The organism is Corynebacterium haematomassiliense (genome assembly GCF_013978595.1).
Classification (GTDB): Bacteria; Actinomycetota; Actinomycetes; order Mycobacteriales; family Mycobacteriaceae; genus Corynebacterium; species Corynebacterium lehmanniae.
Genome location: NZ_JACDTZ010000001.1, coordinates 1,057,553 through 1,078,165, shown reverse-complemented (window position 1 = coordinate 1,078,165; position 20,613 = coordinate 1,057,553). Strand labels below are relative to the sequence as shown.

The following is a 20,613-nucleotide window of genomic DNA, read 5'->3' as shown; positions in this document are numbered from 1 at the left end:
TTCCGAACACATTCCGAATACTCTCAGGGTCATGACACTCGCAGCAGGAACCCCACCGCACACCCGCCGCTCATCCGACTTGAGCAAGCGGTCCGCCGAGGTGTTCGCCGAAGCGGAGAAGCACCCGGTCACGGTCACGCGCCGCGACGGGGAGTCGTTGGTGCTCATGTCAGCGCGGGAGGCGCAGGGGCGGGCACAGCTGCTGGAGCTCGCGGCGCAACTCGTCACCGTCGCCACGGAAGGCGTCGGCAGCCTCAGCGAGCGAATGGCCCGAGCGTTCCCCTGGATGTTGGCGCTGTCGCAGGCGGACAGGGAATCATGTTCGCAAGAGCTTATCGACGCAGCACGCGCCTCCTTCGCCACCGAACAACCGCACCTCGCCCTCGCCGAGTTCACCGCGTGGAAGGAAACTGCGACCGCCATCGCGGCAGGGCTCGGAGACGTCGAAACCGACTGGCTCGACGACAGTGAGCCAGTGGAGCGGCCCTGACGATGGCGGCCGGGAGGAAGGGGGAGCTGGTCCCACGCCCCGCAAAGAAGGTCGAGTACGACATCCGCTTCGCCTCGTCCGGGGCGAAGAAGGGGTGGCGTGACCTGGTGGCGACCATGCGGAACCCGATGGCCGATGCATGGGATTTCCTCACCAGGACCCCGACGTCCACCACTTCCACTAACTACCGGCTGAAGGGGGAGCTGGGGATCGTGCAACGCGGCGGGCGCTCGTTCGAGCGGTGGCAGCACAAACCGACGCTGAAGGGCTCGGCGCGGATCTGGTTCTATGTCGATGACCGCACGGTCTTCCTCGAGGCCGTGCACACCAGCCACCCGAACGAGACGAAGTAGCCACTCCCACCCACAAACCCCTAGTAACAAAGCCCGAGTATGCGCCATTTTGGGCCTTAATAGGGGTTTCTTACTAGGGGTCTAGCGGGAAAGCTCGACGCCTTCGTCGGCGAGGACCTCGAGCAGCCCGCCTATCGACGCCTCCGGCATCCCCCAATCCGTCACCACCACACGTGTCACGCGGGTCTCGCGCAAAAGGTCGGCCAGCGCGTCGAGGTTGCGCGGCACCGGGCGAGCGCCGGCGGCCTCCGACGCACCAACGCCGTAGACGGCGGCGATGATGGCGGCGCCGAGGTCCTCGATCGAGCGCACCGGGCGCGTCACAAACACAGCGGGCATTAGTTGACCTCCATTTCGCAGAAGGATTCGTAGTGGTCGGCGGTGTAGAACCACTCGTCGACGTGGCCGTCGCCGCCACCGCCGGTGACGATGCGGCGCGCGCCGCGGTGGTGCACGCCCGGGGTGTCTACGGTGTACTCGCGGTAGTAGTTGCGCGGCTGCTCGGGGAGGATGCGTTCGTAGTTGCCGAAGCGTCGGTCGTCGTTGTCGGGGTGGGGGAAGGGGCCGCCGGCTTCGATGAGGTCGACGGTGTCCCAGGCTTCGTCGGGAAGCGAGCCGCACGCGGGCAGCCCCGAAGTGGACGCAGGCTCGGCCGGAGGTGGCGTCGATAGGCAACTGCTCAAAAACAGGCACGGGAGCAGGACGGATAGGCGCTTCATGGGCAATATCGTGCCACGCGCTAGAGTGAGCGCCATGGCTAGGGGCAGAATTCCGGATAGCGACATTGAGGCTATCCGTCAGCGCGCGCCGCTCGATGAGATCGTCGGCGAGTACGTGCAGCTCAAACCTGCCGGGCACGACTCGCTGAAGGGGCTGAGCCCCTTCAAGGACGAGCGCACCCCGAGTTTCCACGTCCGCCCCGCGCACGGCTACTACCACTGCTTTTCCACGGGCAAGGGCGGCGACGTGTTCAGCTTCCTCATGGAGATGGAGCAGCTGACCTTCCCCGAGGCAGTCGAGGCGGTGGCGGATCACATCGGCTACCACATCAATTACCAGGGCGGTTCGACGGGCGCTCGCAAGGTGGACCGCGGCACGCGCCAGCGCCTGCTGGCGGCGAACAAGGCGGCGCACGAGTTCTTCCGCGAGCAACTGGAGACCGCCGACGCCGCCCCGGCGCGCGAGATGCTGCTCAAGCGCGGTTTTTCCCGCGAGCTCATCTACGACTTCGAATGCGGCTACGCGCCCTACGCGTGGGACCCGATGACCAAGCACCTTCTGCGCAAGGGCTTTGAGGTGCAAGAGCTTATCGACGCCGGCCTGTCCTCGATGGGCAAACGCGGCCCGTTAGATAAATTCCGCGGCCGTTTGATCTGGCCGATCAAGGACACCGCCGGCAACGTCATCGGCTTCGGCGCCCGCAAGCTGTTCGAGGACGACCGCCTGGGCAAGTACATCAACACCCAGGACACGCTGCTGTACCACAAGTCGAAGGTGCTGTTCGGCATCGATAAGGCGAAGAAGAACATCGCGGAGAAGCACCAGACGGTGGTGGTGGAGGGCTACACGGACGTGATGGCCATGCACGCCGCGGGCGTGGATACGGCGGTGGCCACCTGCGGCACTGCGTTCGGCGGCGATCACATGAGCCTGATCCGCCGCCTCATGCTCGACGACAGCTTCTTCCGCGGCGAGCTGATCTACACCTTCGACGGCGACGAGGCCGGCCGCAAGGCCGCCATGCGCGCCTTCGAGACCGATGCGGAGTTCGGCGCCCAGTCCTTCGTCGCGGTCGCCCCCGACGGCATGGACCCCTGCGACCTGCGCCTTGCGCGCGGCGACGGTGCCCTGCGCGACCTCGTCGCATCGCGCGTGCCCGTGTACGAGTTCGTCATCGAGTCGCTTTTGAAGGACTACTCGCTGGATTCCGCCGAGGGGCGCGTGCAAGCCTTACGACGCACCGTCCCCGTCGTCGCCACCATCTCCGACAAAGTGCTCCAACAGGAGTACGCCCGGCGACTGGCCGGCTGGGTCGGCTGGCCGAACCCGGACGAGGTGCTGGAGCAGGTCCGCGCCGAGGCGAAGAAGCCGAAGAAGCAGAAGCGCGCACCAAAGGATCCGGCGCGAGCGGCCGCCGCCGGCGCGGGTGGCGGCGTCGGTGCTGGTGCTGCCGTCGGCCCCGACAGCTCCGGCGCGCAGTCCGAGATCCTCATCCCCCCGCGCCCCGACGACCCAGTGCTGTGGCCCCAGCGCGAAGCCCTGAAGCTGGCCCTGCAGCATCCGGCGGCGGCCGGCAACTACTTCGACGGCATCAACCCGGACGCCTTCACCCACGACGCGTACCACCAGGTTCGCGAGGCCATTACCGCCGCCGGCGGCTGCGCCCGCGCCGGGGCTGCCGCAGCCGCCGCGGGTGCGGGCGCGCCGGGCACCGGCTCCGCGCCGGGCGCCACCCCCGACAACACCGCCGCTGGCGCCCCAGACGCCTCGAACTTCCTCGCTGCGGTCGCCGGCGAGATGCGCGACTACGCCGGCCGCAACTTCGTTTCCGAGCTGGCCGTCGAACCCATCCACGCCGACGACCTCTACGAATACGCCGACTCCGTGCTCTCGCGCCTGCAGGAAACACGCGTGGGCCAGCAGATCGCGCAGCTGAAATCCCAGCTCCAGCGCATGAGGCCTTCCGACGACGAGGAGGCTTACAACGCCCTCTTCTCCGACCTCGTCGCGCTTGAGCAGGCCCGCCGCGACCTCAACGACCGCGCCTTCCGCGGCAACCGGTAGCACCCGAGGAGCTCGATCTTGCGTTTGTTTTACTTTGACGATTCCGGTTCGCGGGTTCCAGGGAAGGGGAAACCGTTTTTTGTTCTCGCAGGATTCGGGATCGACAGCGACGATCTGCCTTTGCTGAAAAAGGCAGTAACCCAGCAAGCTCGCTTCTACGGGATGGAGCTTGGCTACCCGACTGAGTTGAAGTTTCATCACGTTGCAACTCTCAGGGATAACAAGCCAACAAAACCTCAGTGGATGCTTCGCTCGGGATTGACGGAGATGAATCAACGAAGGGCTTTGGTCTATTCCTGTCTCCGAGCAGCCTTATCTATTCCGTCCGCTGAAGCTCTCTGCGTTGGGGTTAACAAAGAGCGCTTAAGTGGCGATCAAAGCGCAATTTCGGAAGCGCTGACGCTCCTGCTGGAGAGAGTTCAGTTGAACTGCCAAAAGCATGGAACTTCCGGGCTCGTATTGATGGACGAAGAGCGAAAGGAAGACAAAGCCCTTCGCGAAAGTTTGCGTCAGGGCTCACCATTTTTTCAATATGACCGAATCGCCGACACCATCGCATTTATGCCGTCTGAGGAAAGTATTGGCATCCAGATAGCAGACCTCGTGGCCGGTGGATTTTCAAGGCATATAAACCACGGCGACCCAGGGTATCTAAGAACATTTGCAAGGTCTGCGGTCGGATACCCGCACTCGGTCATCGGAAGAGGCCTCAAGGTTCTCAGCAACCTGGACACTGTCCAAATGCCTGCAGCACGCACTGCACCATGGACTACCCAAGACCGAGAAGTTCACGGCTGGGAAATGCAGTTCACACAGAAACAAAAGCTGGAGTGGAAAAGCGATGGAACTCCAAACCTCATTTTCCCGTTCGACACTGACAGTCGATAAAGGGAAAGAGACCGAGTGCATTGCTGCAACGGGGTACGTAGCGCCCCTCTCGGTCTATCTCGAATGATAATGATTGGGTGGGTGTGAGGTCAAGGCCCAGCGCATGCGGCCTTCCGACGACGAGCAGGCCCGCCGCGACCTCAACGACCGCGCTTTCCGCGGCAACCGGTAGGGGGCGGGTACACCGAAAATTGGAATGCGGCAAATATTTGCCACATTCCAAAAACACAACATCCGTGGGCGAGTGGTGCCGGACGAAAAGTTGGGTGGGCCCTTCGGTGGGATCTTGCCTACATGAGGAAACCGGTTACCTACAACCGGCTACCATGCAGAAAAACCGCTGGAAGCCGGTTGTGGGTAGCCGGTTTGTGTGGCGGCGAGTGCGCCAAAAACCCCGCCCCCCAAACCCCCTACTCGGAGCGGCGGGCGAACTCGCGCAGGGCCCACTCCACGGCGTCCAACGGCAGCGATGCGTCGTAAGCGTCGCGCGCGGAGGCCAGGGCGGCCAAATACTCGCCGTACTCCTCAGCGGTCCAGTCGGCATCCTTAGCCAGCCCGGCCACCTTTGCACGGTTGGAGCAAATGATCACCGGCTTCGAAGCCTCACCCGACTCCTGCTCCCCAGCCAGGAAGTACGCCACGGCGGAGGCGAACTTCGGCGGCAGGCCAGTCGCGACCAAAGCGCCGTAAGCCTCAACAGCACCCACACCGTCAAGCTTCCGCACAGCCGCCAGTAGCTGAGACGCATTCCCCTTGTTTCGCAGGAACGCCTGCATCTGCATCACCTGGTTGGACTGGCCGGCCACGTAGGCGAAGCAGGCGCCCAGGAAGTCGATGATCTGCTCACGCGCAAAACCGGACTCGCGCACGTCCTCGCCGAACGCGAACACTTCGGAGCGGGTGATAGAGGCGGTGGCGTCGTCGCGGAACGGCGGCACGCGGCGCAGGTGGTGCGGCCACCCGGTTTTCCAGCGGATGGGGGAGAAGGTCACGGAGTCGCCGAGCGCGTCCTGCGCGGTGGGTTTGACGGTCTCGAGGGCTTGAGCAATCTGAGTCATGCGCTCCATCTTAGAGCCCTTAGACTTGCCCACCATGACCGCAACCGTCCTGCTTCTCGACCCCCGCTGGCCCTCCCTCATCCCCCTCCACCTCGCCGGCCGCATCAGCGGCGATGTCGCCTTCACGCCTGAGGTGCCTGTCGACGTCCGCTGGGCCCTCAACGTCGAAGGCGGCCCGGACCGCTGGCTGATTTCCACGGAGCCGGACGACCCGGAGGTCCTGCGCTGGCAGAAAGACGGGGCGGCCACGGAACGCGTCGATAGCCTCGATGACCCGGTGTTCCAGGCCACCCGCACGATGCACGCCGCCCGCCGCCGCGGCGAGTGGGAGCAGGCCATGACGCACGAAAGCCTCCTGCCGTTTCTGCGGGAGGAGGCTGAGGAGGTCGCGCAGGCAATCGAGCGCAAGCTGCCTATCGACGATCTAAAGTCCGAACTGTCCGACCTCCTCCTCCAAATCCTGTTCCACGCCGAAATCGCGCAGGAGACCGGAGCGTTCGATTTCGGCGACGTGGCTGACGCGTTCGTGCAGAAGATGCGCCGCCGCGCGCCCTACCTTTTCGACGGTTCAACCGGCCCCGTGGACAAAGCCACCCAGGACCGGTTGTGGGAGGAAGGCAAGGCCGCCGAGAAGCAGTAGCCGAGAAGCGCTAGCGCAGCGCGCCAGCCAGACGGCGCGTTTAGCGCAGCGCCCCGATGTAGTTGCGGATGTCCGGCAGGTTGGCCTGAGAGGACATCTGGGAGCTCATGGCGAAGAACTGGTCCAGCGGGGTGGCCGGGTCCGGCTTGACGATGCCGCACTCCAGCGCGCGGTCCGCAAGCGCGCCGACCGTGGAGGCGGAGGCGAGGCGCAGGGTGGCGTCCTTGCCCACGACGTTGTTCACGTTGGCAACCAGCTGGGAGCGGGTAGTATCCGGGCCGACCATGTTGGTGGAGGTCAAACCGACGCGCAGGGCGTCGCAGTTGGCGGTGGCGATGTTGCCGTTGAGAAGCTTGATCAGCTCGAGCGACTGCGTCTGAGCCTGGGCGGTGGCGGGGGAGGCGATGGCGGCCGCGGCCAACAGGCCAGCGGCGGCAAGGGGTGCGATACGGCGCATTGGGAGGGGTCCTTTCGGGGAAGAAACTAGGTCGCGGAGAATCATACATGTTAAACAAGTGACACGTGTGGCGAAAGTGTCCAAAGTGGTGAAGAACCGGCTTGCCGGCTGGGGTGGAGGTATGCGGATTGGCTCGCGTAGATGAAAACCTGAAAACGGCCGCGCGAAACCCCAGCTCGACTAACGCCGGCCCGCCCCAAAGCGCCCGCTGAATTCAGGCTAACTGCGACAAAACCCAACGCGGGTATGTGCTACCGGCGCGTTCACCATTCGCCACCACCCGCGCGGTACACTCTCCGGTCATGTCAGCAGCCAGGCGAGTAGCGCGCGGGTGCGGCTGCGCGGGTGTCCTCGTCGCGGCCGCCGCCGTGGTGATGGTGGTCGCGCTGGTGGCGTGGCTCATCGCCGCGTTTTCCACCCCGGACCGCCACGAGCCGCTGCAGCCGGTGCCCACCACCATGCCGCCGCCAGCCGCCGTAGCACCCCCGCCTATCGACGTCCACGGCCCCGGCCGGACCTCCGACCTGCTCTTTGACTGGTCGCAGGATATCGGCAACGCCACCAACGTCTCCGGCCAGGCCATCCGCGCCTACGCCAACGCTGCGCTGATCGCCGCCGATTCGTGGCCGGCCTGCAACCTGCAGTGGAACACGCTCGCCGGTATCGGCTGGGTGGAAACGCGCCACGGCACCTACACGGGCCACTTCAACAACTCCCAGTTAAACCAAGACGGCTACCCGGAGCCGCCCATCATCGGCCCGAAGCTCGACGGCGACGGCTTCGCCCACGTCACGGACACCGACGGTGGCGCCTTCGACAACGACCCCGAGTTCGACCGCGCCGTCGGCCCGATGCAGTTCATCCCCGAGTCCTGGGCGCGCTACGGTCGCGACGCCAACGGCGACGGCCACCCGGACCCGCAGCAGATCGACGACGCCGCCCTCGGCGCGGCCAACCTGCTGTGCAACTCCGGCGGCGCCACGCGCGACTTGGCCACGGAGGAGGGATGGCGCCAGGCGATTTTCGCCTACAACCAGTCCAACGACTACGTGGCCAGAGTCCGCGACGCCGCGGCGAACTACGCCATGAACCAACCGGCACACCGCTAGCCAAACCCGGGCTAAGCTGGTACGCGGTAAGACAGCACTCGACCCACGCAAGGAGTCACCATGGCCGACATCATGCACATCTTCGCCCGCGAGATCCTGGATTCCCGCGGCAACCCGACTGTGGAGGTGGAGGCGCTGCTCGCGGACGGCTCCCACGGCCGCGCTGGCGTGCCGTCCGGCGCGTCCACTGGCGAACACGAGGCGCACGAGCTTCGCGACGGCGACGAGCGCTACGCCGGCAAGGGTGTGCTGACGGCTGTCGAGAACGTCAACGAGACCATCGCGGACGAGTTGGCGGGGATTGAGGCGGACGACCAGCGGATCGTCGATACGCTCATGCTCGAGCTCGACGGCACCGACAACAAGAAGAAGCTGGGCGCGAACGCCCTTCTGGGCGTGTCCATGGCTGTGGCGAAGGCCGCGGCGGATTCGGCTGCGCTGCCGCTGTACCGCTACATCGGCGGCCCGAATGCGCACGTGCTGCCGGTGCCGATGATGAACATCCTCAACGGCGGCGCGCACGCGGATTCGGGTGTGGACGTCCAAGAGTTCATGATCGCCCCGGTCGGCGCGGAGACGTTCACCGAGGCGCTGCGCATGGGCGCCGAGGTCTACCACGCGCTCAAGAGCGTGCTGAAGTCCAAGGACCTGTCCACGGGTCTTGGCGACGAGGGCGGCTTCGCCCCGTCCGTCGGCTCCACCAAGGAGGCCCTGGACCTGATCGTGGAGGCGATTGAGAAGGCCGGCTACAAGCTTGGCGACGACGTCGCGCTCGCCCTGGATGTCGCCTCCTCCGAGTTCTTCGAGGACGGCGCCTACAACTTCGAGGGCGGCAAGCACTCCGCCGAGGAGATGATCAAGGTCTACGCCGAGCTGGTGGAGCAGTACCCGATCGTCTCCATCGAGGACCCGCTGGATGAAAACGACTGGGACGGCTACGTGACTCTCACCGAGCAGCTGGGCGACAAGGTGCAGATCGTCGGCGACGACTTCTTCGTCACCAACCCGAAGCGCCTGGCCGAGGGCATTGAGAAAAACGCCGCCAACGCGCTGTTGGTCAAGGTCAACCAGATTGGCACCCTGACCGAGACCTTCGACGCCGTGGAGCTGGCCCACCGCAACGGCTACCGCACCATGATGTCGCACCGCTCTGGCGAGACCGAGGACACCACCATCGCGGACCTGGCGGTGGCGCTTTCCTGCGGCCAGATCAAGACCGGTGCGCCGGCCCGCTCTGAGCGCGTGGCCAAGTACAACCGCCTCCTGCGCATCGAGGAGGAGCTCGGCCCGGCCGCTGAGTACGCGGGCCGCTCCGCGTTCCCGCGCTTCAAGTAAGCACCTGCCTATCGACGCACCTTCGGCCCCGCCCGTTTTCGGCGCGGGGCCTCCTTTTGGTCCCACTGTTTGACGTTTGTATCAATCTGAACTGACGATTGTATCTCTATGTGTGATACAATCGTCAGCCAAAAACGATACAAAGTGACGGAGGGACGTATGGAGCAAGCGGACGTGCTCGCGACTTTGGAGATGGTCGCCTCCGATCAGTGGGGGATCGTGACTACGGCACAGGCTGGCCGGGAGGGCGTCGAGAGGCTGCAACTTTCGCGATTGGCGGAAAAGGGTGACCTGGAGCGAGCGCGGCATGGGGTGTACCTGCTGCCTTCCCACCAGGCTGGGCCCGAGGATGAAATTCGTGCGGCGTGGTTGTCGCTCGAGCCAAAGAAGTTCATCGACGAGCGCTGGGAGGATGAGTGGCCCGTCGTGGTCACTCACGAGTCTGCGGCGCGCATCCACGGCATTGGGCGTTTGATCCCGCCGAAACTCACGTTCTCAACGGGTAGCACGAAGCAGACGCGGCAGCAGGGGATCCGTATCTACACTCGCCGGGAGTTTGCAGAGGCAGACATCGTCTCAGTAAACGGTCTGCCAGTGACAAGTGTTACCAGGACGGTCGGCGACCTGGCTGAACAAAAGATCGAAAGGGGATACCTGGCCGACCTTGTTGCGGACGCTCTGCGGAAGGAAAACGTGCGTATCGACGACCTCGCCGAGAAACTGACTCCGGCCGCTCGTTCCTACGGGGCGAAAACGGGCATGCAGCTAGTCTCCGAACTCAGCGCCGAAGCGTCTTCCGTGGAAGATATCGTCGAGCGGAGAAACCGGTTCGTCCACGGCACCGGGTTGACGGTGGACGAGCTTTACGACGCGGGCACGTTGAAGGCATTCCAAGAGAACATTGTGGCAATTGCTACATACTTGGAACGCATGTCGGACCCTCTAGAAAAGCGTCTGAAAGAGATTGTGGAATGGCGTCCCAATGGTGATAAGTAGGCGCGAGAGCAAGGAAAGACAGAGAAAGATCAACCAAGCTATCGCGAAGAGAGCGAAGCATCGCGGTCTGCCGAGCGATTTGATTCGCTACCAGATCGCGTTTGAGGGTTTCCTGGAGCGAGTCTTTCAGACGGGAACCGATGAGTGGGTGCTCAAAGGAGGGGCGTCACTGCTGATGCGAAATGGTGAGGGACGTACGACCACCGATATTGATCTCGCTCGGATCCCCGAGCTTGGGCCGCTTGCAGTCATTGAGGCCGAGATGGATCAGATTGCCAAACGTCCCGGACAAGGTCCGCTGGGCTACCGGGTGAGAAGCGTCCAGCTGAAACGACCAGAAAGCGACAATGGCTACAGAGGACCAACCTATGAAGTGAAAATCGACGCGATGACGGGGGCAGTTGTGTTTCAGGCCTTCAGTCTGGACTTGACTGAGCAGCGCCACACGCAACAGCCACACGAGCGGGTGGAGCTCAGACCTGTATTAGACGAACTCATCGCTGAGGAGCTCGCTCCTTTTGTTGTGTACGCTACTGCGATTGAGTCACAGCTCGCGGACAAGATCTGTGCAATGCGGGAGGAGCATCGCAGCGGGGATAGCACCCGTTATCACGACCTAGCGGACATCATCACCATATTGCTCACCCAACCGATCTCGGCGCAGAAACTGGTTTCTGCGTGCCAGCATGAAGCGCAGCGCAGGAGAATCGAGATCCCAAAGGCGATGTGGGCGCCGCAGAATTGGACGACCGGGTACAGCAGCCGGGCAGAAACCTATTTCGGCTTGCCTGATCGCTACCGTGACTTCTCTGACGCGATGGCTTTCGCATCCAGCGTGCTTAACCCTGTGTTGGATGGGGAAATCACAGATTCTCGCTGGGATCCCGACAAACAAAGTTGGCAATAACCCGTACATGCCAGCCGGAGTGAAGCACAAGACCTCAAAATCGGTTCTCTGGCTCGGGGGTGCACCTCGTAGCGTGTGAACCCCCGAGCGCGTCTCGGCCAGCCAATTGCCACTGTGGCGTAGGATCTGCTGACTATGACCAACCCCTCGCGACGCCGCAAAACGCCCAGCCTGCACAGCCGCCCAAGCAAGGTGCCAGTGGCCAGCCGCGACCGGGAAAACGCCGAGCGCGCCGCGCGCCGCAAGCAGCGCGGCAGGGCCATCGCATTTCCGAAGCAGGACATGGCCAGCGTGGTCATCCTCATCGCCGTGCTCATCCTCGTGCTGCTGGCCATCGCGGCCCCGCTTCGCAACTTCTACGAGGGCCGCGCCGAGATCGCCCGCGCCAACGAATCCATCGCCCGCCTGGAGGCCCAAAAGCAGGCCCTGGAGGACGACATCGCCATGTACGACGACGACGCCTTCCTCAAACAGGAAGCCCGCCGCCGCCTCGGCGTCATGGAAGAAGGCGAGACCGCCTGGCGCATCATCGACCCCCGCATGACCGCCCCCGAGGCGATCACCACCGGCAAGGACGACATCCCCGACACCCGCACCTGGCCGGAAGTGATGTGGGATTCCCTCCGCGAGGTTCCGGGGGAGGAGCTTCCGCCTATCGACGACGCTCCGCCCGCCCCCGCGCCCGAAGCCCCAGCGCCAGAAGTTCCGGCTCCGGAGGGACCTGCGCCCGAGCCTGGCGCGCCCGAAGCACCGGCACCGGAAACGCCTGCCCCTGCGCTAGATGCTCCGGACGCGCCCTGATACGCGAAACGCGTGGCCGACGGGTGGGGCTTGTGTGGAACCCAAAGATGGTGCCCTTCGACTCGATTGTGGGGCAGCAGCGTCAACCGTCGGCCACGCATTCAAGGATTCTAGCTGGTTTGGCAAGCAACTACATGATGCTCGAACGGGCGAGATGTCATGGGACAATAGACGCATGAAGCCATCAGACGACCAGCTCGCCATCGTTGCCGAGCAGCTCGGCCGCATTCCCCGCGGCGTGCTCGCCATCGCGTACACCACCCCGGACAACCAACCGGCAGTTGTGAAGACCGCGCCCAAACTCGACGACGGCACCCCGTTCCCCACCCTCTACTACCTCACCGACCCGCGCCTGACCGCCGAGGCCTCCCGTCTCGAAGTAGCTCAGGTGATGAAGTGGATGGAAAACCGCCTCAACGCCGACAGCGACGAAGGGGAAGACCTGCGTGCTGACTACCTCGCCGCTCACGAGCACTTCCTCGCCGAGCGCAACGCCATCGAGGACCTGGGCACCGACTTCTCCGGCGGCGGCATGCCCGAGCGCGTGAAGTGCCTCCACGTGCTCATCGCCTACGCGCTTGCCGAAGGTCCGGAGCGCGTCCGTTTCGGCACGGAAGCCGTGGCCCTGGCCGCCGAGCACGGTGACCTGCGCGGCACCGCCATCCCCGCAGACTGGCCCACCCTCGAGGACCTCGGCATCACCCTTGCCGAAGCAGGGGAGGGGCTGGCATGACGCGCGTGGCTGCCGTGGACTGCGGCACCAACTCCATCCGCTTGCTCATCCACGACACGGACACCGGTGAGGTCTCACGCCGCAACACCATCGTCCGCCTCGGCCAGGGCGTCGACGAGACCGGCCAATTCGCACCAGAGGCGATTGAGCGCACCCGCGTGGCCCTTGCGGACTATGTCGAGGAGATGCAGCGCGAACACGTCACCCGCGTGCGTATGGTGGCCACCTCCGCCACCCGCGATGCCGCCAACCGTGAGGACTTCTTCGCCATGACCCGCGAGCTCCTCGGTCAGATCCAGCCCGGTGCAGTCGCGGAGGTGATTTCCGGTGAGGAGGAGGCGGCGCTGTCGTTCGCCGGCGCTACCGCGGACATTGACCCCGCTCGCGGCCCGTTCTGCGTGATCGACCTCGGCGGCGGCTCCACCGAGTTCGTCATGGAGGGCCATGCCGTGTCCACCCAAATGGGGTGTGTGCGCATCACCGAGCGCATCATGCGCACCGACCCGCCCACAGCAGAGGAGACCGCCGAGGCAAGAAAGCTTATCGACGACAACGTCACCACCGCCTCCGCCACCGTGCCTTTCGCTAAGGCGCAAACGTTCGTCGGCTGCGCCGGCACCTTTACCACGCTCTCCGCGCTAGCGCAGGGGCTGGAATCCTACGACCCTGAGCGCATTCACATGTCGGAGATCCCCTTCGACCGGCTGCGCAAGGTGACCGCGGACCTGCGTTCAAAGACCGCGGAGCAGCGCCGGGAAAACCCTGTTGTCCACCCCGGCCGTGCCGACGTGATCGGCTCCGGTTCCACCGTGGTGGAGCAGCTCATGGACGCCTTCGAGCGCGAAGCCGACGCGACCAGTTTCGTCATCAGCGAGAAGGACATCCTCGACGGGATCGTCGCAGGCCTTGTCCAAGACTAGGGGCGGATGCTTCTAGTCCTGATCCGGCTCGTAGATCGTGTCGTCGATCTGCTTGTCCGACTTGCCGCGCAGTTTCTTGCCCTTGCGCAGGTCTTTGACCTCGCGCATGCGCGGCTCCGGATCAATCTTGTTCGCGATCGCTCGGCGAGCAGAGGCCGTGACTTGCTTGGTCACCGGCGAGTTAGCGACAGCTTGCGCGGCGTTGACGATCTGGTGGTAGCGCTTCCGGCCGGCTTTCGTGCCGAGCACATACCCGGCGGCGGCCCCGACAACGTATTGGTACATGGCAATTACTCTACCGTTTTATAAAACCCCACCTTCAACGCTTTCGTTGAAGGTGGGATGAGACGATTGAATAGGACTTATTTTGCAGCTCGCCCAAGCGCAGTTAGTTTCCAACCTGCGCTTTGCCAGTCGGTGACGGGGAGGACGTTTCGGCCGTCGATAAGCAATTGCTTGTCGACGAGCTCCGCCGCCCACACCGGATCCATCTCCTTGAACTCTTGCCATTCGGTGGCGAGGATGACCAGCTCCGTGCCACGTAGGGCGTCTTCGAGGCTGACGGCGTAGTCAAGCGTGGGATTAACCTTGCGGGCGTTGTCCATGCCCTGCGGGTCGTAGACGCGCACGCTCGCTCCGGCGAGCGAGAGCTGGCCGGCCACGGCGAGCGCGGGCGAGTCGCGCACGTCGTCCGAGTTCGGCTTGAACGCGGCACCGAGCACGGTGATGTTGCGGCCGATAACGCTGCCGAGCTCCTCGCGCGCCAGGTCGATCACGCGCTGGCGGCGACGCATGTTGATCGCGTCCACCTCGCGCAAAAACGTCAGTGCCTGGTCGGCTCCGACCTCGCCGGCGCGCGCCATGAACGCGCGGATGTCCTTGGGCAGGCACCCGCCGCCGAAGCCCAGGCCGGCGCCCAGGAACTTGCGGCCGATGCGGTCGTCGTAGCCGATGGCGTCCGCAAGCTGGGTCACGTCCGCGCCGACGTTCTCACACACCTCACTTACGGCGTTGATAAACGAGATCTTCGTGGCCAAAAAGGCGTTGGCGGAGACTTTCACCAGCTCCGCGGTCTGCAGATCCGTCACGATAAACGGGGTGTCGTTCTCCAGCGGGGTGGCGTAGACCTCGCGGCCGATCTCCTCCGCGCGGGAGTTCTCGGCGCGGTGGCCTAGCACGATCCGGTCCGGCTCGATGGTGTCTTTGACCGCGTAGCCTTCGCGGAGGAACTCCGGGTTCCACGCGATCTCGACGCTGGCTTTGTTGCCGTGCTCGGCGGCAAGTTCGTCGGCGCGCTGCTGCAGCGCGGCGGCAGTGCCGACCGGGACGGTGGACTTACCCAGGATCAGGTGCTCGCCCTCGAGCTGGGGCACCAGATTGTCGATAACAGCTTCGACGTAGCGGGTGTCCGCCGCGTAGGAGCCGCGCTGCTGCGGGGTGCCCACACCGATGAAGTGCACGTTCGCGAAGGTGGCGGCCTCGGCGTAGTCCGTCGTAAAGCCAAGGCGGCCTGCTTCGATGTTGCGCTCGAGCACCTCGGGCAAGCCCGGCTCGTAGAACGGCACCTTGGAGTTCTTCAGCGCCTCAATCTTGGATTCGTCAACGTCCACACCCAGCACCTCGTGGCCCAATTCAGCCATGCACGCCGCGTGCGTCGCGCCGAGGTAACCAGTGCCAATCACAGTCATCTGCATGGTGTCTATTATGCACCCTGGTACCCATTCAATGCCATGGCATCGGACTTTTGATGTTTGCCCCCTCTATAAAGTGAGGCTTTTAGAGTAGAGGGGCCTATTAGCTGAGACGTTTGTGGACATACAGTTAAAGAATATTTGATGACGAGGTGTAGGCCCGAGGGTTTACACGATAGGAGGCTTCATGAGGGCAAAGCCAAGAATATTAGTTGTCTACGGGACCAGGCCCGAGGCGATTAAGCTTGCTCCGGTAATTGGAGCACTGCGCGATGATTCCCGGCATGACTGCATAGTGGTGTCATCAGGGCAACATCGAGAAATGATCCTCCCCGTGGAGGAATGGTTTGGAATAGAACCAGATTTTCGGCTTGGCGTAATGAAAGACAATCAGGGTCTAAATTCTATGGTGGCGAAGCTGCTAGCCGATTTTAATGACATATTCAAAACGGAAAAGCCTGACTTTGTGATGGTTCAGGGAGATACCTCTACCGCCCTTGCTGGAGCGTTGGCAGCGTTTCATCTTCAAATTCCTGTCGCGCACCTAGAAGCAGGTCTAAGAACAGGAGATCTGAGTTCACCGTTCCCCGAAGAAGGTAACAGGAAGCTGATAGGTCAGATATCCAGCTTACATCTGGCTCCGACGCCGAGCGCGCGAGAAAACTTATTAAAAGAGGGGATTCCAGCGGGCCTGATCAACACGGTGGGCAATACCGTCATCGACGCGTTGCAACAGACATTCCACAGGTTTGGAGTCATCGAAGATCCATGGCTATCTGAGTTAGTTGAATCGGGTAAGCGAATCGTGCTAGTAACCACTCACCGTCGCGAGAATTTGAATTTCATGGTCGGGATCGCCTTGGCTCTAAGAGAGTTGGCCGAGCGTTACTTGGATACGGAATTCGTCCTTCCTCTACACCTAAACCCCGCGGTAAGGCAGCAGATCGTACCTGTACTGCAGGGGCTACCCAACGTTAGGATTTGCAATCCGTTAGATTACCCAACTTTCGTGGCGTTGATGAAAAATTCATATCTGGTTTTAACAGATTCGGGAGGCGTTCAGGAGGAAGCGCCGAGTTTTGGGAAACCCGTGCTCGTGATGCGCAACACTTCTGAACGCGGAGAAGGAATTAGCCAAGGGTTGGTGAAACTTGTAGGAACTAGTAGCGAGAACATTGTTGCCGAGGTGTCGAGGCTCCTGGAATCGCACGAGTACTACGGGTCAGTTTCATCATCGAAAAACCCATACGGCGATGGAAAAGCATCTCTAAGAACAGTCGCAGCAATTTCGGCCTATCTCGGCACCGGGGTTGCGATGCCTGATTTTGCTCCGAATTCTTGAACGCAAAGCTACAGTGCTATCCTGCCTCTGACGGCTTGCGCTGGAATGGCGCGGCAACTTTGTTGGGGCTATAGCTCAGTCGGTTAGAGCCGCGGACTCATAATCCGCTGGTCGCGGGTTCGAGCCCCGCTGGCCCCACCCATTATGGCTGTTTTCTAGTTGATTTGGGAGATGGAAAAATTAGAGTTCTAGTCGTCTCAAACTACTGGACGCCTCAATCTAGCGTGCCTCAAAGACGCTGGTCTTGGCTCACGCAGAGTTTGGTCGAGGCTGGTTATGAAGTCGCTGTTGTGGCTCCGGGGGGAAACGGGCAGAGATTTCAAAAACTTTATGAAGCGGAAGTTGGCACTGTAGGTGAGGATGTTATTAGAGTCTCAGGAGGGGCAGAGGCGGCATCGATAACAGTTAGGGCCTTGAAGCAGGCTAAGGTGGCTGTGAAATCTACTTTGGCAGCGGTAGTCGCAACTCGCAAAGGCAGTTTGATGCGCCCCGATTTAGTAATCGGAACCGTCCCCGCAATACCTACAGTCGCTGCCACTATCCTGATAGCTCGTCTTTTAAAGGTGCCGTATGCAGTTGACATCCGCGATGCGTGGCCGGACCTCTTGCAATATAGCGAAAGCTGGAACCAGAGCACCGGTAAGAAGTCCGTTCGTGAAATCTTGCTTCGCGGAGCACCTTTGCGTTTGGCCTCCTGGATTACAAAATGGGTAATGGATAAGGTCTTTGCCGAGGCTCGATTCCTTATTTCGACGTCGAGTAAATTCGCTACCGTATTAAAACGCCGGTATCCGCTAGGCCCGCGAGTGGTCGTTGTTCGAAATCTGTTCCCCACACGAGCTACAAGAGTGTCTGCAAGGGCTGAAGGCCCAACAGCTACTGGGCTGCGTGTGCTCTACGCTGGTAAAGTAGGGCGAGCTCAGGGACTTGAGAACGCGATTTACGCAGTAACGCAAGCAGAAAAACTGGGAGTTCCGGTTGAACTGAGGATTGTCGGTTCGGGGGCGGCCTTCGAATCTCTGCGACATCTGGCCCATCGATTAGGCGCGAACGTGCACTTTTACGATCAGGTCGGGGTGGACTCTCTGGACAACCATTATGCGTGGGCATCTACTACTCTTGTTCATTTAGCTGACTGGCTTCCACTGGAAATGACGGTGCCGTCAAAGACCTACGAGTTGATGGCTATCGGAATGCATATAACGTCGGTTACCAAGGGCGAGACTAGTAAATTAGTCGAGGACCTAGGTGCTGGGATTGCCGTACCGCCGGATGATCCCATAGCACTCGCAGAGAAATGGAGGTGCCTCTGGGAGACACCGGAGTTATTGGATGTTAGTGCAAGGCCGGCACAATGGGTTCAGGTGCAGGCAAAGGCTAGTACCCAGAGATTACTCGCAGAAATCGCCACCTTGGAATCCTAGATTGAGAAGAAGATAAATGTCTCGCTCGCTTCTTGTTCATGTGATCCTGACGGAAAACGCAAGCGAAATTCCTTACGGAGTCTTGTCCGACGGCTCATTTGTAACGGCGGACCTTTCAACATTCTTAGACGCGATGCTCAAGGAACCGGCCGCAGTGGGACTGGTCAATCTCGCAGATTTAGACACGTTTGAGAGTGCCGAGTCGATGAAGCGGGTGCAAAATGAGCGGATATTTTTCTATATTCCAGCTGATCGGGTGAAAGCACTCGATGCTGAATTCGTACCTGTTCCCGATGATGCCCACTTGGAGAAACAAGAGGAATTCTACTGGGTGCATAGGGGATCGAGTTTTCAGCATTCTTTGGCGGTCGCGCAGTTTGCACAGGATAGTGTCGAAAAAATAGTTTTGCTATCAAATTCTAGGCATCCTGGCCCGTCATCATCAAGTACGACCAAGGGTGCGGCGACAACGACGCTGCCACGAGTTCTACTGCGAATTTATCCCCACTACAAAAGAGTGGCGCCGAATTGGTTGTGGCGATTTAGTTACCGACTCGCTAGAAAGATTCTGAAATGATCGAGCTTTTGCCGAGTGCAGATTTTGAACCGTTGCGTAGAGAAATCCGCGAACACGTCCGAAAACCCGGAGTCTCTGTAATCATTGCAACAGCCGATCGCCCAGAACTGTTAGAAGTGGCGCTGCGGTCGATTGCCAATCAGAACGTTGATCCTTCACTCGTTGAAGTGATTGTTGTAGCTAACGGCAAAGACGATTCTGACGAAAGTATTTTCAGAGACTTCAGAGAGAGCTGTCCGGATAGCCTTCAGGCTAGTTATATCCGCAACTTGGAAGCCGGAGCTAGCAGGGCTCGAAATGTAGGGCTGAGAGCGGCAACGCGACGTTATGTGACTTTTCTTGATGACGATGACTATCTGGAGCCAGATTGCTTGTCCGAAATGCTTAACGCCGGGACGAAAGACTCCATAGTGATCACAGAGATGATCGATCTCAAAAGCGACGGAACACGAGAAGCTAGCAGTTCGTTAAACCTTAGGATCAAGGGACTTCCGCGGGAAGGGGTTCAGGTTTCAGACGTGCCATGGGTCTTGGGGTTTAACGCTGCGAAGCTAATTCCGTGGCAATTAGTCCAGGGTTTGAGCTTTAAGGAAGATCTGAATTCCGGTGAAGATGTCGCCTTCTTCGCAGAGTTTCTCAAATTGAACCATCTAGAAGTAGTTCCAGTGCGCACTAAAAAAGAAGCCGCGTACGTACGGGTGCTAACTAAGTCCTCGATATCTCGGAGAGAGCAAAGTTTTCAGTTTAATGTCGCGGAGCGATTAGCGGTGATCAGAAGGCTGCAGCAGTTGGAAGATGAGGGGGCCCAGCCGCGAGCAATTGACTCAATCCGGAAAGCGCAAATTGGTTTTATTCTAAGGTACCTGGACCAACTCCATTTGCCCAACGAAATCGATGCCGTACTCGACGCTGTTTCAGCGGCTGCGGTGCGAAATTTTCCATGGGGTAGTGTCCCGAGGCCTGAGCCGCGGTGCCTTGTATTCTCGTACTGTTTCCCGCCGTTTAACGACCCCAGCGGGAACGTCGTTGCAAAACGAATTCTGGAAAAGCGTTCGATGGTAGATGTCGTTAGCAACGACATGTCGAAAATTAGAAACCGTGATTCGGGTCTTTTCTATACAGTTCGTCGCTGGATTGACGATCATTTCCTCCTCGATGAGCCAGTTTCCTTTTCAGATTGGGAGAGTATTTCCTCTTGGGGAGTCGAGGCGAGTCGTTGTGCGAATGGGAAATCTACGACTTATGAAGAAATGTACTCTCGGGCGCTGTGGCCTCAGTCTCATGTAGCCGCAGCGCTGTATAAAATTGACCACCCTGATATTTTTTGGACCGCTGAGTTTTCAGACCCTTTGGCGCTCGGGGTCGATGGTTTGCCGCGTTTGGGTCCTTTGTCTGAAAACAATGTGACAACCGTATTTGAGAATCTGACGGGACCTGTCGAAGGAAAGACCTTATTCGAGCTTATTGAGGAGGTCACTCTAAAGCTAGCGGATGCTGTTGTATTTACGAATTCAAACCAACGGGAAGTGATGCTTGATAGGTACAACTCTACTTTCAAGTCACAAGTAATCGCGAAAAGTACAATCGAGGGCCAGCCTATCCCGCCGAAGGAGATGTATGAGCTGGGAAATAACGCTGCAAAGACATCTCCTGTTCGCTTAAACATTGGCTTCTTCGGCTCTTTCTACGCGAATAGAGGAATCCAAGGAGTTCTTCGTGCGGTAGAAGGATTAGACGCGGAAATGCAGTCAAAACTTTCGCTTCATCTATTCACAAATTCCGAAGTCGACTTGGACCAGTTTGATCTGGGACGAACCGAGTTACGCACTTATCAGCCGGTGCCCTATGCTGACTTTCTGGCTACGGCTAATACCATGGACATTTTACTCGTACAAGATACTGAAGATTTAGGAGCCTTTACAAAGAATCCTTTCCTCCCTTCGAAGCTTTCCGATTATCGGGGGGCTAGCGCTAGAATTTGGGGAATCTGTGCAAAGAACTCTCCGCTGAGCTCGGAGGTCGTGGACTATCGCTCTAACATTAATTGTCAAAGAGAGATGGTTGACGCGCTTCATGAGATGATCGACGATCACACCCTAGGGTGATCG

22 protein-coding genes and 1 tRNA gene are annotated in these 20,613 nt (G+C 60.6%); 17 read left to right on the top strand and 6 right to left on the bottom strand.

Going from position 1 to position 20,613, the window contains the following annotated elements; translation table 11 throughout:
- Positions 1–31 precede the first annotated feature (31 nt).
- Both H0193_RS05170 and H0193_RS05165 read left to right on the top strand, forming a co-directional pair.
- Entirely contained in the window at positions 32–490 is a 459-nt protein-coding gene (locus H0193_RS05170; RefSeq protein ID WP_181888864.1) for a prevent-host-death protein, read from the top strand.
- A gap of 2 nt (positions 491–492) precedes the next feature.
- Entirely contained in the window at positions 493–843 is a 351-nt protein-coding gene (locus H0193_RS05165) for a hypothetical protein (protein WP_181888863.1), read from the top strand.
- Between the two features lie 81 nt (positions 844–924).
- Here H0193_RS05165 and H0193_RS05160 read toward each other — a convergent pair whose 3' ends face one another.
- The gene (locus tag H0193_RS05160) at positions 925–1,182 is read right to left on the bottom strand and encodes a hypothetical protein (protein WP_181888862.1); all 258 of its coding nucleotides are present in this window, start codon (positions 1,180–1,182) and stop codon (positions 925–927) included.
- On the bottom strand, positions 1,182–1,562 hold the full coding sequence (locus H0193_RS05155; protein WP_181888861.1) for a guanyl-specific ribonuclease: 381 nt from the start codon (positions 1,560–1,562) through the stop codon (positions 1,182–1,184). The genes H0193_RS05160 and H0193_RS05155 overlap by 1 nt, the downstream gene beginning before the upstream one ends.
- A gap of 34 nt (positions 1,563–1,596) precedes the next feature.
- On the opposite strand from H0193_RS05155, the gene dnaG reads away from it, so the two are divergent.
- On the top strand, positions 1,597–3,627 hold the full coding sequence (dnaG, locus tag H0193_RS05150; RefSeq protein WP_181888860.1) for a DNA primase: 2,031 nt from the start codon (positions 1,597–1,599) through the stop codon (positions 3,625–3,627).
- 18 nt (positions 3,628–3,645) lie between these two features.
- Complete coding sequence (locus H0193_RS05145; RefSeq protein ID WP_181888859.1) at positions 3,646–4,515, top strand: DUF3800 domain-containing protein; 870 nt, start codon at positions 3,646–3,648, stop codon at positions 4,513–4,515.
- A 410-nt stretch (positions 4,516–4,925) separates the two neighbouring features.
- Here H0193_RS05145 and H0193_RS05140 read toward each other — a convergent pair whose 3' ends face one another.
- On the bottom strand, positions 4,926–5,573 hold the full coding sequence (locus tag H0193_RS05140; protein ID WP_181888858.1) for an 8-oxoguanine DNA glycosylase OGG fold protein: 648 nt from the start codon (positions 5,571–5,573) through the stop codon (positions 4,926–4,928).
- Positions 5,574–5,607: 34 nt separating this feature from the next.
- Between H0193_RS05140 and H0193_RS05135 the strand changes: the two genes are divergently transcribed.
- Positions 5,608–6,213 carry a MazG nucleotide pyrophosphohydrolase domain-containing protein gene (locus H0193_RS05135; protein ID WP_181888857.1) on the top strand — a complete coding sequence of 202 codons (606 nt, stop codon included), beginning with the start codon at positions 5,608–5,610 and terminating at the stop codon, positions 6,211–6,213.
- Between the two features lie 40 nt (positions 6,214–6,253).
- On the opposite strand, the gene H0193_RS05130 is transcribed toward H0193_RS05135, so the two are convergent.
- On the bottom strand, positions 6,254–6,670 hold the full coding sequence (locus tag H0193_RS05130) for a hypothetical protein (RefSeq protein WP_181888856.1): 417 nt from the start codon (positions 6,668–6,670) through the stop codon (positions 6,254–6,256).
- A gap of 302 nt (positions 6,671–6,972) precedes the next feature.
- Between H0193_RS05130 and H0193_RS05125 the strand changes: the two genes are divergently transcribed.
- The 7 genes from H0193_RS05125 (at position 6,973) to H0193_RS05095 (ending at position 13,471) form a co-directional block, all read left to right on the top strand.
- Positions 6,973–7,779, top strand: a complete 807-nt coding sequence (locus H0193_RS05125; RefSeq protein ID WP_181888855.1) for a lytic transglycosylase domain-containing protein — start codon at positions 6,973–6,975, stop codon at positions 7,777–7,779.
- A gap of 60 nt (positions 7,780–7,839) precedes the next feature.
- Positions 7,840–9,114, top strand: a complete 1,275-nt coding sequence (gene eno / locus H0193_RS05120) for a phosphopyruvate hydratase (RefSeq protein WP_181888854.1) — start codon at positions 7,840–7,842, stop codon at positions 9,112–9,114.
- Positions 9,115–9,273: 159 nt separating this feature from the next.
- Complete coding sequence (locus H0193_RS05115; protein WP_181888853.1) at positions 9,274–10,110, top strand: type IV toxin-antitoxin system AbiEi family antitoxin domain-containing protein; 837 nt, start codon at positions 9,274–9,276, stop codon at positions 10,108–10,110.
- Positions 10,097–11,017: a nucleotidyl transferase AbiEii/AbiGii toxin family protein gene (locus H0193_RS05110; RefSeq protein ID WP_181888852.1), complete on the top strand. Its 921-nt coding sequence runs from the start codon at positions 10,097–10,099 to the stop codon at positions 11,015–11,017. The genes H0193_RS05115 and H0193_RS05110 overlap by 14 nt, the downstream gene beginning before the upstream one ends.
- Before the next feature lie 135 nt (positions 11,018–11,152).
- Positions 11,153–11,818, top strand: coding sequence for a septum formation initiator family protein (locus tag H0193_RS05105; RefSeq protein ID WP_181888851.1), 666 nt, complete (start codon positions 11,153–11,155; stop codon positions 11,816–11,818).
- Between the two features lie 175 nt (positions 11,819–11,993).
- Positions 11,994–12,551 (top strand): DUF501 domain-containing protein, encoded by a 558-nt coding sequence (locus H0193_RS05100; RefSeq protein WP_181888850.1) that lies wholly within the window; start codon positions 11,994–11,996, stop codon positions 12,549–12,551.
- Positions 12,548–13,471 carry a Ppx/GppA phosphatase family protein gene (locus H0193_RS05095; protein WP_181888849.1) on the top strand — a complete coding sequence of 308 codons (924 nt, stop codon included), beginning with the start codon at positions 12,548–12,550 and terminating at the stop codon, positions 13,469–13,471. Before H0193_RS05100 ends, H0193_RS05095 begins: the two co-directional genes overlap by 4 nt.
- A gap of 12 nt (positions 13,472–13,483) precedes the next feature.
- Here the strand turns inward: H0193_RS05095 and H0193_RS05090 are convergent, their stop codons facing one another.
- A complete protein-coding gene (locus H0193_RS05090; RefSeq protein WP_181888848.1) occupies positions 13,484–13,756 on the bottom strand; it encodes a hypothetical protein in 273 nt (90 codons plus the stop codon).
- A 77-nt stretch (positions 13,757–13,833) separates the two neighbouring features.
- Positions 13,834–15,165 carry a UDP-glucose dehydrogenase family protein gene (locus H0193_RS05085; RefSeq protein ID WP_181888847.1) on the bottom strand — a complete coding sequence of 444 codons (1,332 nt, stop codon included), beginning with the start codon at positions 15,163–15,165 and terminating at the stop codon, positions 13,834–13,836.
- Positions 15,166–15,349: 184 nt separating this feature from the next.
- Between H0193_RS05085 and wecB the strand changes: the two genes are divergently transcribed.
- From wecB to H0193_RS05060, 5 genes are all read left to right on the top strand, one after another.
- Positions 15,350–16,504 carry a non-hydrolyzing UDP-N-acetylglucosamine 2-epimerase gene (gene wecB, locus H0193_RS05080; RefSeq protein ID WP_181888846.1) on the top strand — a complete coding sequence of 385 codons (1,155 nt, stop codon included), beginning with the start codon at positions 15,350–15,352 and terminating at the stop codon, positions 16,502–16,504.
- 64 nt (positions 16,505–16,568) lie between these two features.
- A tRNA-Ile gene (locus H0193_RS05075) sits at positions 16,569–16,642 on the top strand.
- Between the two features lie 86 nt (positions 16,643–16,728).
- Positions 16,729–17,928: a glycosyltransferase family 4 protein gene (locus H0193_RS05070; RefSeq protein WP_338026642.1), complete on the top strand. Its 1,200-nt coding sequence runs from the start codon at positions 16,729–16,731 to the stop codon at positions 17,926–17,928.
- 16 nt (positions 17,929–17,944) lie between these two features.
- Positions 17,945–18,505 (top strand): hypothetical protein, encoded by a 561-nt coding sequence (locus tag H0193_RS05065; RefSeq protein ID WP_181888844.1) that lies wholly within the window; start codon positions 17,945–17,947, stop codon positions 18,503–18,505.
- Positions 18,502–20,610: a glycosyltransferase gene (locus H0193_RS05060; protein WP_181888843.1), complete on the top strand. Its 2,109-nt coding sequence runs from the start codon at positions 18,502–18,504 to the stop codon at positions 20,608–20,610. Before H0193_RS05065 ends, H0193_RS05060 begins: the two co-directional genes overlap by 4 nt.
- Positions 20,611–20,613 lie beyond the last annotated feature (3 nt).

What these genes read in the sequence shown, in the direction of transcription:
- H0193_RS05170 (WP_181888864.1), top strand. Translation starts at nt 32, where the DNA reads ATGACACTCGCAGCAGGAACCCCACCGCACACCCGCCGCTCATCCGAC.
- H0193_RS05165 (WP_181888863.1), top strand. Translation starts at nt 493, where the DNA reads ATGGCGGCCGGGAGGAAGGGGGAGCTGGTCCCACGCCCCGCAAAGAAG.
- H0193_RS05160 (WP_181888862.1), bottom strand. Translation starts at nt 1,182, where the DNA reads ATGCCCGCTGTGTTTGTGACGCGCCCGGTGCGCTCGATCGAGGACCTC.
- H0193_RS05155 (WP_181888861.1), bottom strand. Translation starts at nt 1,562, where the DNA reads ATGAAGCGCCTATCCGTCCTGCTCCCGTGCCTGTTTTTGAGCAGTTGC.
- dnaG (WP_181888860.1), top strand. Translation starts at nt 1,597, where the DNA reads ATGGCTAGGGGCAGAATTCCGGATAGCGACATTGAGGCTATCCGTCAG.
- H0193_RS05140 (WP_181888858.1), bottom strand. Translation starts at nt 5,573, where the DNA reads ATGACTCAGATTGCTCAAGCCCTCGAGACCGTCAAACCCACCGCGCAG.
- H0193_RS05135 (WP_181888857.1), top strand. Translation starts at nt 5,608, where the DNA reads ATGACCGCAACCGTCCTGCTTCTCGACCCCCGCTGGCCCTCCCTCATC.
- H0193_RS05130 (WP_181888856.1), bottom strand. Translation starts at nt 6,670, where the DNA reads ATGCGCCGTATCGCACCCCTTGCCGCCGCTGGCCTGTTGGCCGCGGCC.
- H0193_RS05125 (WP_181888855.1), top strand. Translation starts at nt 6,973, where the DNA reads ATGTCAGCAGCCAGGCGAGTAGCGCGCGGGTGCGGCTGCGCGGGTGTC.
- eno (WP_181888854.1), top strand. Translation starts at nt 7,840, where the DNA reads ATGGCCGACATCATGCACATCTTCGCCCGCGAGATCCTGGATTCCCGC.
- H0193_RS05115 (WP_181888853.1), top strand. Translation starts at nt 9,274, where the DNA reads ATGGAGCAAGCGGACGTGCTCGCGACTTTGGAGATGGTCGCCTCCGAT.
- H0193_RS05110 (WP_181888852.1), top strand. Translation starts at nt 10,097, where the DNA reads ATGGTGATAAGTAGGCGCGAGAGCAAGGAAAGACAGAGAAAGATCAAC.
- H0193_RS05105 (WP_181888851.1), top strand. Translation starts at nt 11,153, where the DNA reads ATGACCAACCCCTCGCGACGCCGCAAAACGCCCAGCCTGCACAGCCGC.
- H0193_RS05100 (WP_181888850.1), top strand. Translation starts at nt 11,994, where the DNA reads ATGAAGCCATCAGACGACCAGCTCGCCATCGTTGCCGAGCAGCTCGGC.
- H0193_RS05095 (WP_181888849.1), top strand. Translation starts at nt 12,548, where the DNA reads ATGACGCGCGTGGCTGCCGTGGACTGCGGCACCAACTCCATCCGCTTG.
- H0193_RS05090 (WP_181888848.1), bottom strand. Translation starts at nt 13,756, where the DNA reads ATGTACCAATACGTTGTCGGGGCCGCCGCCGGGTATGTGCTCGGCACG.
- H0193_RS05085 (WP_181888847.1), bottom strand. Translation starts at nt 15,165, where the DNA reads ATGCAGATGACTGTGATTGGCACTGGTTACCTCGGCGCGACGCACGCG.
- wecB (WP_181888846.1), top strand. Translation starts at nt 15,350, where the DNA reads ATGAGGGCAAAGCCAAGAATATTAGTTGTCTACGGGACCAGGCCCGAG.
- H0193_RS05065 (WP_181888844.1), top strand. Translation starts at nt 17,945, where the DNA reads ATGTCTCGCTCGCTTCTTGTTCATGTGATCCTGACGGAAAACGCAAGC.
- H0193_RS05060 (WP_181888843.1), top strand. Translation starts at nt 18,502, where the DNA reads ATGATCGAGCTTTTGCCGAGTGCAGATTTTGAACCGTTGCGTAGAGAA.